A 14,102-nucleotide genomic window follows, 5' to 3' on the forward strand; every position below is an offset into this window, starting at 1 on the left:
TTGACCGATGCTGCGCTGGGTCCAAATGACAATCTTGGTGCATAAGCGGACCTTCGTTAGCAGGTGTTACCCACGAGTTCTTGTAAGGATCGGGAGGCAAGGGTTGGTGCCTCCCGTGAATTGATTTCTACTGTGACATCCCGCCTTCGGTCGAGATTTGTTCTTCAACATGACCTTGGTTGGTGACGTCCGAACCCCGTGGAGGATAGTCCTTGAACGTAGACAGGTGGTTTTGAACGATTTTGGCCGCCGGCCCAAATGCCCACATCTTGTTGCCCATCCAGCGGGTGTACATCCCGGATTCCTCGGCCGCTTTTTCGTAAGGATCGCGACGCAGGTTGAACAGCAGGGGCGCGTTCAGTTCCTCTTTGGGGCCAGCCCACCCTTCGGTTTGGATCGTGAAATGCGCTTTCCAGTCTCCGTGGCGTACTGCCTGTAAGTCCGGGCCTTCGTAGTAGATGATCTCGTCCCGGTTGCTCTCGCCCTTACCAGTCAGGAACGACAGTTGATTGTATCCATCCAGATGCACCTGATAGCCTTCGTAGCCCTCCAGCAATGATCCGGTCAGATCGTCAGGCCCGCCAGCAGCGGCAACAAGGGTGGGCATCCAGTCAAGACCCGCAAAAATACCGTTGCTCACGGTTCCGGCGGGGACTTTGCCGGGCCAGCGAATAATGGCAGGGACGCGGAAGCCGCCTTCCCATGTCGTGCCCTTTTCGCCATGGAACGGGGTTGTTCCACCATCGGGCCAGGTCATGGTTTCGGGGCCGTTATCGGACGTAAAGACAACAATCGTGTTGTCCGAGATGCCCAGTTCGTCCAGCCGCGCCATGACTTTACCCACATTGTCGTCCAGCTCTTTCATCACGACATCCTGCAAACCGCGCCCGTCACCCAGCATGGCCTCGTATTCGGGGCTTAGATGGGTCCAGACATGCGCGCGCGCCGGTGCCATCCAGACAAAGAACGGCGTATCGCTGTCGACTGCGCGGTTGATGAAGTCCAGCGTGTGGGCTGTCACCTCGTCGTCCAGCGTCTTTTGCCGTTCGGGCGGGGCCGGGCCATCGTCGATGATGCGTTGTTTGCCAACCAGACCCCAGCGTGGGTCCACAGTTTCATCGACTGTATCCGTGGCATACGCGTGAATGATGTTCCGAGGGCCAAATGTGTCGTTGAATTTCTGATCTTTCGGCCAGTCCGGGTCGGATGTGTATTCCATCGCGTTCAGATGATAGAGCCAACCCCAATATTCATCAAACCCCTTCACCGTCGGCAGGAATTTGTTCATATCCCCCAGATGGTTCTTGCCGAATTGACCGGTCGTGTAGCCCAGAGATTTCAGCATATTGGCCAAAGTGGGATCATCCTCGCTCAGACCTTTTTCAGGGTCTCCGGGCAGGCCGACTGTGTGCATTCCGGTACGAACTGGCAATTGTCCGGTGATAAAGGCTGACCGTCCAGCAGTGCAGCTTGGCTGAGCATAATAATCCGTCAAACGCATACCGTCGGCGGCCAGCTGATCAAGGTTGGGTGTTTTGATGCTTTTCACACCCTGATGATAGCTGCCAAGGCTGGCCCAGCCGACATCGTCGGCCATGATGACAAGGATATTGGGCTGGTCGGTTTCGGCCAAAACCGGCAAGGCAGAGACCGTCGCCGTGGCCAGCGTGGCGGAAACCGCAATAGATCGAAGAATGAACATGGTTACCTCTGTGGACGTGTAAGACGATATCGATGGTGGAAATACCGAAGGGTCCATCAGGGATAGCGATTGAGAGTTTCTTGTCGCAACAGAGCTTTACCATGATTTCATATTATGAAAACTAAAACACAAAACCTGAAACAATTAGACCGTATGATGAACGAAAACGCTTTGACCGCCTTTCTCGCATTGGCTGAAACCGGCAGTTTCCAAAACGCCGCTCGTGCGATGGGTGTCTCCAACGCGTCGTTGTCCCGCTATGTAGGGCAGGCTGAAGACCACACGGGACTTGTTTTGTTCCATCGCAGCCGAAATAGCAGCACGTTGACACGTGCGGGGCAGGAGTTTTTGCCAATCGCCCAAGCGCTGCGTGAAGACCTGGACCGCTATGCGACCCGTGTTTCTGGATTGCGCGAAACCGGGCCGGGCACTTTGCTGATCGGTTGCGGGCCGCTCACCACGAGGACCCTGATCCTGCCCGTCTTACGGGCCGTCCGAAGAACAATGCCTGACCTGCGCTTCCGAATTCTGGTGAGCGCCTACGCTCGTCCACTCGACTTATTGCAGGCGGGTGAATTCGACGTGTTCCTCGGTGATCTGACCTATACGCCCGAAGCCGACGATGTCGAGATCATGGTGATGGAGAAACAACCCATCCAGTTCGTTGCTCATCGAGATCATGAGATTCACCAGCGCGGCCCGCAAACTATGGCAGGCATTTTCGATTTTCCCTTTGCATCACCCCATCTCCACAAGCATTGGAAAGCCGCTTTGACAAAAGCACTTGGTGGCGGTGCCGAGGCCGTCGAAAAGGTCAATGCGCAGCCGCATATCGAATGCGACGACTACAACGTCCTGACTGGACTGCTGGCAGAGCCTGAATTTATCGTTGGAGGGATGCCGGACACATTCGCAGAGCTGATCCGTGCAAAGACCGCAAAACCCGTGTCGATGGAACAGAACCTTAGATGGAACATTTGCGCAGCGCGCAAGTCGCAGAACACGTCTGCCGCGGTTGAATTGGTTTGGAATGAACTTGCCAAGTATCGGGCGTGATCGGTGGCGGGAGGCACAGGGAGGCCTGTAACTGAAACATTTTCTGACCAATATGTAGGTCGTTTTCATAGGCCCGTTAGATTTACCGAAGTTCCGCTTACTTGCGCAAAGCAGTCATTGGAAGTTCATCAAGTCAATGACTGCTGTGCGGACTTAGTTGCCGTTGGTCGAAGACGTTAGATGTGCAATTGAAGTTATTCACCAGACTGTTTGTTCAATAATAATGCGTCACGCATCCTCCGCATCGATATCGCAACTCGTAGCGCTGCAACAAAGCTCACAACAAACCACGCAGCCGCGACTGGAACCGGTGCTAGGCCCGTTTCAAGTTGATATTGAAGAACAATTACAAGCGCAGGAAGCATGAACGCAACGAGCAAGAAAACAATGACTCTGTGACGAATGCTTCGGCAAAGTAAGCTAATATCGACTTTGCTAACCATAGGCAGTGACCAATATCCTGTTTTCCATGCTTGCGCTCAAATCGTCGCTGCGAAGCAGAATGATGTCAGTCTGGGCTCGAACCAGACCTTCGATGCGGCTGACGCAAATGGCTGCTTTGGGCCGAAACTCAAAAGTCACGCGCTCTGACGCGAGAGCGGGACAAAAACTGTCACCAACCAAAACTGCTCAAGTGAAGCTTGCCACCTTCGGGGGGTGGGGGATAACTCAACCACATTTCGAATTAAATTATTAAAAACAGCAATCTAAATTATTATAGTGGCGGAGAGACAGGTATTCGAACCTCGGTGGGCTTGCACCCACAACGGTTTTCGAGACCGTTTTTGACACCAAATCGGAAGTCGTCACATCAATAAAACAACGGCTTTATGGCAGCAAGATAAGCAGTTTCGGCACAGAAAGCGGGTAGGGGTGTTATAGGAAGGCGTCATGGTGATTTGTGACGAGTGATCTTCCTCAATGGTTACTGAAAGCGCATTGAAGTTCCGATGGACGGGAAACGGCCATTCGCGGCCAATGCGAAAGAAGCCAACAAACGGCGAAAAGCAGACATTCCATTCTTAAGCTTCGTCCTTCCTAAAACAAAAGCTCTTTTTTCCGGCTACAGAAGCTGGCGGAGCTGACGGAAGGGCACGGTAAGGTTTGGTATGTCCTTTGCGGCGAGATCGAGGGCGAAGTCAGAAAGAGAACACTTTGGCCTGCTATTGTGATGGCAGGGCCGCCAGCGCCATAGCAAACTAACCGGGTTTCTTTCAGTTTCGGCGCAGCCCGTAAGCAGCGCCGGTGCGAATCCGGATCCATACTGATTTGAACTGTGAACTCAACGCTCAGTTATAAAGGACAGTCCAGAAACGAGTTGTCTCAACCCAAGCGCCGCACCGGCGAAGATGGCAACAAATGTAACGGGCGCGCTGTAGGCCAAAAGTGAGAAGGCAGATATGCCTTGTCCGACGCTGCAACCAACCGCGATGATCGCTCCCGGACCCATAATTGCCGCGCCCAGCATTTGCCGCTTAAGTTCACGTGGATCTTCGCATGCTTCCCATCGGAAATGGCCTTTAGACCAAGATCCCAAAAAGGCGCCAATGAGAACGCCGGAGACTGATCCGACGGCAAAGGACAAAGTGTTTCCAGAGGCCGTCATAAGGTAGAATATTGTGTCGCCAAGGGGTGCAGCGAAGGTATGGGTTTGAACTGGCTCACCATCGAAACCGTGCGTCGCAACCCAATTCGTGCCGAGCCATCCTGATACGATCGCCAGTCCAACTACAGATCCCCAAAACACCTGTGCGGGAGTGCGGCGGAAGCGCTGGTTTGCCAAGGCGAAAATCACCAACGCAACGCCAATAACGGAGCCAATGAGCCAAGCTGGTATAGAGGTCAGTTGTTCGGCAAGGAAGCTAATGCTCTGGGGGCCACTAAGATCAAATTCCTCGGGAAAGACCCAAACACGGAAATACGCCAGGGGCCCGGACATGACAACGTAAGCAGATAGACCCATAATCAAAACGATGACGAATGATCGAAGGTCGCCGCCCCCAAGCCTTGCCAGCGCGCCATAGCCGCAGTTTCCGCTGATGGCCATTCCGTAACCGAACATGAGGCCACCCACGATCGACCCAAGTGGGTTCCAGGTCTGTGCAAGATACCTTGTTCCAACAGGGTCCAACCACCCTAAAGCCATGGCTGAGTGGCTACCGACAATTGCAACGCCGATCGCAATTGCCCACATCCGCAGACGCCGGTCATCATCTGCGTAAAGGTAATCTTCGATTGCACCCAACGTGCAAAAACGGCCAATGCGTGCGGCCAAGCCCAACACAATGCCACCGATCAAACCAATCAGTGCAACGGTGTTGGCGTCTCCCAATGCTTCGAACATTGCCAGTCTCCTCCCAAAGCTGGCGGTTATTTTTGGCGGCTTCTACTTCTCCCTGCAGAATAGATCGTAGACGACTTCCAGGATCTGTGTCGATCGATCATCCGCCAATCTGTAGTAGATCGTTTTCCCCTCGCGTCGCGTCTTGACCAAGCCCTCAAAGCGCAAGCGGGATAGTTGCTGAGACACGGCAGCCTGACGTGCCGAGAGCATTTCTTCCATCTGCGTGACAGATTTTTCACCCGAGGACAGATAGCACAAGATCATCAAGCGCCCTTCATGGCTAATTGCCTTGAGGAAACTTGACGCCGTCTGAGCATTTTCCATCATTCTGTCCATGTCTTCGGCGCACATGTCCTTAGAGAACACAGGCAGTTTCGAAGATTTGTCCAATAAGATCGCCTCGCTTTCATAGCTTCACGCATTCATAACAGTTTATGTAATGCGCCACAGTTTATCCAGAGGTCTCAATCGGTACCCCCGCGTCACGCAGCAAAACGCCCAGCAACCCCCAGAAAAAATCTTCGCCGGGATAACCTTCGATCCGGCCGACCTCTTGGCCATTGTCCAGCAGAACAAAGGTGGGCGTGTAATAGAGAGGCCGCTCTAAGGCGATGCCATCAGGCATAGCTGCGTGGATATCGATGCGCTGAAGTGGAGCGGCATGTCCTTCTGGTGTTTTGGGGTAGGTCTCCGAGATTTCGGCATCCCAACGTGCGCACCACATACACCCATCTTCTTCGGCCATCAGAAGCGTCATTTCTGCTCGTGAAACCACGGGAGAAACAAGCAACGTGATCGCAAGCAAAAGCAGAAGTAGGTGGCGCATCTCAAGCTCCGATTGACCGCAGTGATATATCTTTATTATTTTGAATGTGTGAATGATAGCGCGCCAGGACGGGTTTGACCATGCTCGACATTACATTTGCGGGAGCTTTAGTCGCAGGGCTGTTGTCGTTCCTGTCGCCCTGCATCCTACCTATTGTTCCGTTTTACCTCAGTTATCTCGCGGGCGTCGGGATTGATCAGATCTCTTCGGGGTCAACACTTTCCGCTGGCGTTCGTCGCAAGGCAACGCTTTCTGCAATGGCATTTGCGGCTGGGATCATTACGATCTTCATGGCACTTGGAGCGACTGCGTCGATTTTCGGGCAACTGGTACGGGAGTATTTCGACATCCTGCGTTGGATCGCCGCGGCAATCATCATTGCGATGGGCCTGCATTTCTTGGGGTTTATTCGCATCGGGTTCCTGTATCGACAATTTCGTGCGGACGTCGGCGAGACTTCAAGCGTTAGCCTGATTGGGGCCTATGTTCTGGGCTTGGCATTTGCTTTTGGTTGGACGCCCTGCGTCGGGCCGGTCCTCGCTGCGATTTTGTTTACAGCGGCCGGGACCGAAACGGCTTGGCGTGGAGCGGTGCTGCTGTTCGTCTATGGGGTTGGAATGACCGCACCATTTGTTCTGGCGGCCATTCTGGTTCGCCCCTTCATGCAATGGATGGCGCAATTCAGAAAGCACTTGGCCCTCATCGAAAAAGCCATGGGTGGTTTTCTGGTGCTCTTTGGTGCCCTCATCGCAACAAACTCCATTAACCACATCGCACAATGGATGCTCGACCATATGCCTTGGCTCGCAGCCATTGGTTAATTCGGGAGGAAGACATGAAACGAGTTTTGTCGGTATTGATCGCATGCCTTGTAGGCGGGACACTTATCGCCGCTGAACTTGGCGACGACGGTTTGCATAAAACGCCGTGGATGCGCGACACATTCAAAGACCTCCGAGAGGATCTTGAAGAGGCCTCAAGCGAGGGCAAACGGCTGGTGTTATTTATTGAACAACAGGGCTGCATCTACTGCAAAAAGATGCATGAGGAGGTGTTCCCCCAGCCTGACCTCGCGGCATTTATCGAAGAGAATTTCTTTGTCGTCCAATTGGATTTGCATGGCAGCACCGCGGCCACCGACTTTGACGGGGAAGAGAATGAGCAACGAGCGCTGATGCGCAAATGGGGGATTCTGTTTACCCCGACACTTGTTTTTCTGCCGGAAGAGGTGCCCGAGAATGCCTCAGCCATTGACGCTGCGGTCGCTGTGATGCCGGGAGCTTTCTCCAAGGGAACAACCTTAGATCTATTCACCTGGATCGACGAGAAACGATACGAACTTGATAATGGTGAAGATTTCCAACGGTATCATGCCCGGCGAATTCAGGAGCGAAACAATGTTTCTCAAGATTGAGCGCCATCGTTACAAATAAAAAAATTCATTATGATGAATTTAATGTTGCGACAGGCGGTACTCGTCGACTACGGTACACAAATGCTTTGGGTCGCACGGCGCCGCCGGCGTGTTAGCAAATGGGAGGGATCATGAAGCTGAGACTCTTAACATTGGTCTGCGCAATGACGGGTGTTGCTGCATTTGCGGCAGATACAGACCCGAAAGACGTAACCTATGACGACTATGGTGCTATCGAAGTCTCTTTGACTGGCGCTAATGGTGATGCGGAAAATGGCGCGCTGATCGTTGGCGACAAGTCAAAAGGCAATTGCGTGGCATGCCACGCGGTTTCGGCTTTGGCCGACATCCCGTTCCATGGCGAAGTTGGCCCGATGCTGGATGGCGCCGGTGATCGTTGGACCGAAGCAGAACTTCGCGGATTGGTCGCAAATGCAAAGATGACATTTGAAGGCACGGTGATGCCTGCGTTCTACAAGGATGATGGCTATATCCGCCCGGGCGACGCCTATACCGGAAAAGCCCCAACCGCGCCTTTGACGTCGATCCTGACAGCACAAGAAATCGAGGACGTGGTCGCGTTTCTTGCGACCCTGAAAGAAGAATAACTGCGCTTTCTGGCGCGGGTATTTCGAAGAATCAAAGGAGATTGAAAATGGAACTCTCTCGCCGCGAGACACTGGCCCTTGGGCTGGGCGCCGCGTTCCTGACAATTATGCCGCTTCAGGCAAATGCAGCTGCTGAAGATGCCATCGCGGCATTTACAGGCGGGGCAGATATTGCTGATGGCGGTGTTACGTTGACTGCTCCGGAAATCGCAGAAAACGGAAATACTGTACCTATCGAAGTGAGTGCCCCGGGCGCCGCTGCAATTCTGATCGTGGCTGCAGGCAATCCCGAACCGGGTGTCGCGACATTCAATTTCGGCCCTCTGGCAGCTGAACAAGCCGCTTCAACCCGCATCCGTCTTGCCGGAACGCAGGATGTCATTGCTGTGGCGAAGATGGCAGATGGCAGCTTTGCCAAAGCGTCCGCGACCGTGAAAGTGACAATCGGCGGCTGCGGCGGCTGATCGCCGCGCGCCCTGAAGAACAGGAGATTAACCAATGGCATCCGGTGTAAAACCCCGCGTCAAGGTTCCAAAAACAGCCGCTGCTGGTGAAACCATAACGATCAAGACACTGATCAGCCACAAGATGGAAAGCGGCCAGCGTAAGGATAAAGAAGGCAACGTCATCCCGCGTTCGATCATCAATCGGTTCACCTGCGAGTTCAATGGAGAAACGGTGGTTGATGTAACTATGGAGCCTGCCATTTCGACCAATCCGTACTTCCAGTTTGAAGCAACCGTGCCAGAAGCCGGTGAGTTTGTTTTCACCTGGTACGATGACGATGGCTCTGTCTACGACGAGAAGAAAACGATCGAGATTGCCTAACGGCTCGACCACAAAGGAAGGTCAGCGCTGGTTGCAAATTCTGGCGCTGGTCCACTAAGGGAGGAACGCAATGAATACCAAGGCACTAACGGCGATCGCGGCAGTTCTGGTTTTCCCAGTGGCGGTAATGGCCGGTCCTGACGAAGAGAATCTTGTGATCAATGATGAGCTGGACATGACCTCGGTCACTGAAGCTCCGGCACATCTGGAAAATTTGGACACGATCTATTCGGGTTGGCATTTTCGCACGGATGAAACGCAAGCGCTTCAAATTGATGACTTCGACAATCCTGCAATGATCTTCGTCGATCAGGCCGCCGATCTCTTCGAGACCGTTGATGGTGCCGCTGGCGAGAGCTGTGCCTCATGCCACGATGGGGTGGAAAGCTTCAAGGGATTGCAGGCGTCCATGCCGAAGGTGGATGCCGAAACTGGTAAGCTGGTCGTCATGGAAGATCTGATCAACAAGTGCCGTACGGACCACATGGAAGCCGATGCCTGGAAATGGTCCGGGGGCGATATGCAGGGCATGGTCGCCTTAATCGGTCTGCAGTCACGCGGTTTGGCAATGAACGTCGCTATTGATGGCGATGCCGCCCCGTTCTGGGAACAGGGTAAAGAAATGTACTACACTCGATATGGCCAGCTGGAGCTGAGCTGTGCCAATTGTCATGAAGAAAACTGGGGCAATATGATCCGAGCGGACCACCTTAGCCAAGGTATGATCAACGGGTTCCCGACATATCGTCTGAAACAGGCCAAGCTGATCTCGCGCCACAATCGTTTCCGCGGTTGTATTCGCGATACGCGGGCGGAAACTTTTGCCGAAGGATCGGATGAGTTTCGCGCGCTTGAGCTCTACGTTGCGTCTCGCGGCAACGGGCTTTCAGTCGAAACTCCTGCAGTACGTCAATAACGGACGACCCGCGTGGGCAATGTCCTGCGCGGGTTTTTCATGCACTTAACATTCACACATTTATATGTGAAACAGGAAAGCTGATAGATGATTTCTCGACGTGACTTCTTGCAGGTTTCAATGGCTGCCTCGGCTATTTACGGGGCGTCCGGGTTCGGCAACTGGGCCAGGCTTGCTGCGCAGCAAAGCCTAACGCAGGATCAATTGCTGGAGTTCGAGACCTTCGGCAATATCAGCTTGATCCATGTCACCGATATTCACGCGCAACTCAAACCGATCTATTTCCGTGAACCAGAAATAAATCTGGGCATTGGCGATGCGCGAGGACAGATGCCGCATGTCACAGGGGCGGTGTTCCGCAAGGCCTACGGGATCGAAGATGGAAGCCCGTCGGCCTATGCTCTGACCTACAGTGATTTCTCTTCGCTGGCCAAGACCTACGGTCGGGTCGGTGGATTGGACCGAGTCTCAACCGTCATCAACGCCATACGTGCTGACCGCCCCGATGCCCTTCTGTTGGACGGTGGCGATACCTGGCACGGTTCCTACACCTGCTATCAGACGGCCGGTCAGGACATGGTCAATGTCATGAATGCGCTGAAACCCGATGCTATGACCTTTCATTGGGAGTTCACGTTGGGCAGCGACAGAGTTAACGAAATCGTCGAAGGATTGCCCTTTGCGGCCTTGGGTCAAAACATCTTTGATGCCGAGTGGGACGAACCTGCAGAATTGTTCCAACCCTATAAGTTCTTTGAACGGGGCGGTGCAAAGGTCGCTGTTATCGGGCAAGCGTTTCCTTACATGCCTATCGCGAACCCTGGCTGGATGTTCCCAGAATATTCATTCGGTATTCGGGATGAAAACATGCAGGCAATGGTTGATGAGGTTCGTGATGCCGGCGCCGATGTCGTTGTCGTCCTAAGCCATAACGGCTTTGACGTGGATAAGAAGATGGCAGGTCGGGTTCAGGGGATTGACGTGATCCTTAGCGGGCACACTCATGACGCGCTGCCCGAGCCCGTTCTGGTGGGTAAAACGCATATCATCGCGTCTGGCTCGAACGGCAAATTCGTCAGCCGCGTGGATCTGGACGTGCGGGATGGTCAGATGTTGGGGCTGAAGCACAAGCTGATCCCAATCTTCTCTGACGTTATCGCTCCAGATCCAGCGATCACTGGCCTGATAAACGATCAGCGCGCACCTTATGAGGCGGCGCTAAGTGAAGTGATCGGAAAAACGGACTCGTTGCTCTACCGCCGCGGCAACTTTAACGGCACTTGGGATGACCTGATCTGCGATGCCCTGATCAATGAGCGTGAGGCAGACATCGCGATGTCGCCTGGCGTCCGTTGGGGACCCTCAATCCTGCCGGGACAAGAAATTACGCGTGAGGACATTTGGAACGTCACATCGATGTCGTATCCCAATGCTTATCGCACAGAAATGACCGGCGAATTCATCCATGTGATCCTCGAGGATGTCGGTGACAACCTGTTCAATCCCGATCCCTACTACCAGCAAGGCGGCGACATGGTCCGCGTCGGTGGGATTGGCTACCGCATCGATGTGACCAAACCACAAGGGCAACGGATCAGCGAAATGACTTTGCTTAAAACGGGTGAAGCGATTGAGCCATCGAAAACCTACGTCGTGGCTGGTTGGGCCAGCGTCAACGAAGGTACTGAGGGTCCGCCGATCTGGGATGTCGTCGAAAACCATATTCGCAACCTCGGCACCGTCACGGTGCAAGAGAACACCAGTGTCGATGTTGTCGGCGCTTAAGAAACTAAAGGAGACCTAAGAGATATGGATGACGCGTTCAAACCGTCCCGTCGGGCCTTCCTGAAAGGCAGCGCTGCGGTCGCTGCGGGGTCAGTTGCCGGTGCAGCAGCGGCAAGCACGCCCGACCCACTTATAACGGAGCTTCAGGATTGGGCATCTTACACTGGTGCCGGTGTCGATGAGACACCTTATGGCATGCCAATCAGCTTCGAATCCCATGTCGTTCGCCGCAACGTGGAATGGCTGACCGCCTCTCCGATTTCGTCGATCAACTTCACACCGATACACGCGCTTGATGGCACGATCACTCCGCAAGGATGCGCCTTCGAACGCCATCACTCGGGCGCGATTGAACTGCGTAAGGAAGACTATCGCCTGATGATCAATGGCCTGGTCGATCGCCCGCTGGTCTTTACCTACGAGGATATCGAACGGTTCCCGCGCGAAAATCATGTGTATTTCTGCGAATGTGCAGCGAACACCGGTATGGAGTGGGCTGGTGCGCAACTCAACGGTGTCCAATTTACGCACGGCATGATTCACAACATGGAATACACCGGCGTTCCGCTGCGGTTGCTGTTGCAGGAAGCAGGCGCCGATATCTCACCTGACAAATGGGTCTATGTTGAAGGCGCAGACGCGTCATCCAATGGCCGCTCCATCCCTATGGAAAAAGCACTGGATGACGTGTTGGTGGCTTTCAAGGCAAATGGTGAAGCGCTGCGCATGGAGCATGGATATCCCGTGCGACTGGTTGTTCCGGGCTGGGAAGGAAACATGTGGGTCAAGTGGCTACGCCGCATCGAGGTCGTCGATATGGCGGTCGAAAGCCGCGAAGAAACATCAAAATACACCGATGTCTACGCCGATGGCACAGCCCAGAAATGGACGTGGGTGATGGATGCAAAATCCGTCATTACCTCACCCAGCCCGCAAATGCCAATCAAACACGGACCGGGGCCCTTGGTCATTTCCGGGCTTGCCTGGTCAGGCCACGGACAAATTACGCGGGTCGATGTGTCCAAGGACGGTGGGATCACCTGGGAGACAGCGCGTCTGGGCAAGCAGGGCGACAGCAAGGCTTTGACGCGTTTCTATCTCGATACGAACTGGGACGGAGCACCAATGTTGTTACAGGCCCGGGCGATAGACGAGATCGGCTATGTGCAGCCAACCAAAGACCAGCTACGCGAAAAGCGCGGAGAAAATGCGGTCTACCACAACAACTGTATCCAGACTTGGTACGTGAGCGCAGAAGGGATCGCTGAGAATGTCGAAGTCTCTTAGTCATGTTTTACTGCCCGTGTTTGGTGGCACAGCCTTGGTGCTTGCGGCAGCGTTGGCATTTGCCAATCGGAATTATGGCCAGTCGAAGATAGACACTTTGGAAACCCGGATAGGGCAGGTTGAAGCACATGCAGCATCAGCCCTGGAAAATGCGCAAGCGGAGGCCAGCCGAGCAGCTGAACTCGAGATCAAAGTCGAAGAAATTCAAGCGGCGGCTGCGGAACGGGTTGCAAATGGTACGAACCTAACTGCACCGGCGCCCAGTCGCGACGGTACTTTTGGGCTTGGACGTCCTGCAATGGAAGAAGAGATCGCGGCCTGGGACGTTGACGTCTTGCCTGACGGGCGTGGCTTGCCGGTTGGATCAGGCGATGTCTGGACTGGAGAAGAAGTGTTTGTCGAACGGTGTGCGTCCTGCCACGGCGAGTTTGCCGAAGGCGCCGACAATTGGCCTGTTCTGGCCGGCGGTTTCGACACGCTTGCCGACGAAGATCCTGTGAAAACTGTTGGGTCATATTGGCCTCATTTGTCGACCGCTTGGGATTACATTTCCCGCTCAATGCCATTTGGTGAAGCGGGTACGCTTGCTGCGGATGAGACCTACGCAATTGTCGCCTATATCCTTTATTCAAATGATCTGGTGGATGACGATTTCGTTCTTAACAACGAAAACTTCGCCGATTTCGAGATGTACAATATGGACGGCTTTGTCGTCGATGTTCGACCCGAGACTGAGTACGCGGAATGGCGAGAAGAGCCTTGCATGGAGAATTGCAAATCAGAGGTCGCAGTTACTATGCGTTCTGTCTTTCTGGTTGAGACGCCACCAGAGGGCGGTTCGAATTCGGTCATGAATGAAGCCAGCCCGGACGAGTTGCCGACGTTTTCGTCGGAAGGGCCCTCGTTCATTCCAACCGTAGCGCCAAAGCCCGAGGAAGAGGCCGCTGCAACACCGGCTGTTCAAGAAATCGAAGAGACTGATCAATCAGCGGACCTTGCCGCCGCCGGAGCAAAGGTCTTCAAGAAGTGTAAGTCCTGCCATCAGGTCGGTGAAGGTGCAAAGCATAGCACAGGACCAGCTTTGAACGGTATTATTGGGTCCAACGCAGGGTCGGTCGAAGGGTTCAAATACTCCAAGGCTATGAAAGCCGCTGCCGAGGCAGGTCTTGTCTGGACTGATGAAGAAATGGCGGCCTTCCTGACAAAACCCAAAGACTACATGAAAGGCACGCGCATGTCTTTCGCGGGGCTTAAGAAACCAGACGATATTAAATCTGTGATCGTCTACCTAAAGTCGTTCGGAAGCTGATCATGCGGCGGTCGATCATTCTAACCT

The 14,102-nt window shown here is 53.8% G+C and carries 15 protein-coding genes; 11 read left to right on the forward strand and 4 right to left on the reverse strand.

Annotated features, from left to right (window positions below):
- Positions 1 to 127: 127 nt before the first annotated feature.
- Positions 128 to 1,702 (reverse strand): arylsulfatase, encoded by a 1,575-nt coding sequence (locus tag ACR0D6_RS18800; RefSeq protein ID WP_480766651.1) that lies wholly within the window; start codon positions 1,700 to 1,702, stop codon positions 128 to 130.
- 114 nt (positions 1,703 to 1,816) lie between these two features.
- Between ACR0D6_RS18800 and ACR0D6_RS18805 the strand changes: the two genes are divergently transcribed.
- Positions 1,817 to 2,758, forward strand: a complete 942-nt coding sequence (locus ACR0D6_RS18805; RefSeq protein WP_480766652.1) for a LysR family transcriptional regulator — start codon at positions 1,817 to 1,819, stop codon at positions 2,756 to 2,758.
- Positions 2,759 to 2,981: 223 nt separating this feature from the next.
- Positions 2,982 to 3,125 (forward strand): hypothetical protein, encoded by a 144-nt coding sequence (locus tag ACR0D6_RS18810; protein ID WP_480766653.1) that lies wholly within the window; start codon positions 2,982 to 2,984, stop codon positions 3,123 to 3,125.
- Between the two features lie 915 nt (positions 3,126 to 4,040).
- Here ACR0D6_RS18810 and ACR0D6_RS18815 read toward each other — a convergent pair.
- The 3 genes from ACR0D6_RS18815 to ACR0D6_RS18825 form a co-directional block, all read right to left on the reverse strand.
- Entirely contained in the window at positions 4,041 to 5,102 is a 1,062-nt protein-coding gene (locus tag ACR0D6_RS18815) for a YeeE/YedE family protein (RefSeq protein ID WP_480766654.1), read from the reverse strand.
- A 42-nt stretch (positions 5,103 to 5,144) separates the two neighbouring features.
- The gene (locus ACR0D6_RS18820; RefSeq protein ID WP_170543314.1) at positions 5,145 to 5,453 is read right to left on the reverse strand and encodes an ArsR/SmtB family transcription factor; all 309 of its coding nucleotides are present in this window, start codon (positions 5,451 to 5,453) and stop codon (positions 5,145 to 5,147) included.
- A 100-nt stretch (positions 5,454 to 5,553) separates the two neighbouring features.
- Positions 5,554 to 5,928: a hypothetical protein gene (locus ACR0D6_RS18825; RefSeq protein WP_480766655.1), complete on the reverse strand. Its 375-nt coding sequence runs from the start codon at positions 5,926 to 5,928 to the stop codon at positions 5,554 to 5,556.
- A gap of 80 nt (positions 5,929 to 6,008) precedes the next feature.
- Here ACR0D6_RS18825 and ACR0D6_RS18830 point away from each other — a divergent pair, with 80 nt between their 5' ends.
- From ACR0D6_RS18830 to ACR0D6_RS18870, 9 genes are all read left to right on the forward strand, one after another.
- A complete protein-coding gene (locus tag ACR0D6_RS18830; protein ID WP_480766768.1) occupies positions 6,009 to 6,749 on the forward strand; it encodes a cytochrome c biogenesis CcdA family protein in 741 nt (246 codons plus the stop codon).
- A gap of 14 nt (positions 6,750 to 6,763) precedes the next feature.
- On the forward strand, positions 6,764 to 7,342 hold the full coding sequence (locus tag ACR0D6_RS18835; protein ID WP_480766656.1) for a thioredoxin family protein: 579 nt from the start codon (positions 6,764 to 6,766) through the stop codon (positions 7,340 to 7,342).
- 131 nt (positions 7,343 to 7,473) lie between these two features.
- Positions 7,474 to 7,950: a sulfur oxidation c-type cytochrome SoxX gene (gene soxX / locus ACR0D6_RS18840; protein WP_170655478.1), complete on the forward strand. Its 477-nt coding sequence runs from the start codon at positions 7,474 to 7,476 to the stop codon at positions 7,948 to 7,950.
- A 47-nt stretch (positions 7,951 to 7,997) separates the two neighbouring features.
- On the forward strand, positions 7,998 to 8,414 hold the full coding sequence (gene soxY, locus ACR0D6_RS18845; protein ID WP_480766657.1) for a thiosulfate oxidation carrier protein SoxY: 417 nt from the start codon (positions 7,998 to 8,000) through the stop codon (positions 8,412 to 8,414).
- Between the two features lie 34 nt (positions 8,415 to 8,448).
- Entirely contained in the window at positions 8,449 to 8,778 is a 330-nt protein-coding gene (soxZ, locus tag ACR0D6_RS18850; RefSeq protein WP_480766658.1) for a thiosulfate oxidation carrier complex protein SoxZ, read from the forward strand.
- Between the two features lie 70 nt (positions 8,779 to 8,848).
- A complete protein-coding gene (gene soxA / locus ACR0D6_RS18855) occupies positions 8,849 to 9,694 on the forward strand; it encodes a sulfur oxidation c-type cytochrome SoxA (protein ID WP_480766659.1) in 846 nt (281 codons plus the stop codon).
- Between the two features lie 87 nt (positions 9,695 to 9,781).
- Positions 9,782 to 11,479 (forward strand): thiosulfohydrolase SoxB, encoded by a 1,698-nt coding sequence (gene soxB, locus ACR0D6_RS18860; RefSeq protein ID WP_480766660.1) that lies wholly within the window; start codon positions 9,782 to 9,784, stop codon positions 11,477 to 11,479.
- 24 nt (positions 11,480 to 11,503) lie between these two features.
- Complete coding sequence (soxC, locus tag ACR0D6_RS18865; protein WP_170655488.1) at positions 11,504 to 12,766, forward strand: sulfite dehydrogenase; 1,263 nt, start codon at positions 11,504 to 11,506, stop codon at positions 12,764 to 12,766.
- Positions 12,750 to 14,075, forward strand: a complete 1,326-nt coding sequence (locus tag ACR0D6_RS18870; RefSeq protein ID WP_480766661.1) for a c-type cytochrome — start codon at positions 12,750 to 12,752, stop codon at positions 14,073 to 14,075. The genes soxC and ACR0D6_RS18870 overlap by 17 nt, the downstream gene beginning before the upstream one ends.
- Positions 14,076 to 14,102 lie beyond the last annotated feature (27 nt).

The sequence above is a fragment of the Ruegeria sp. BJ6 genome (assembly GCF_056537885.1).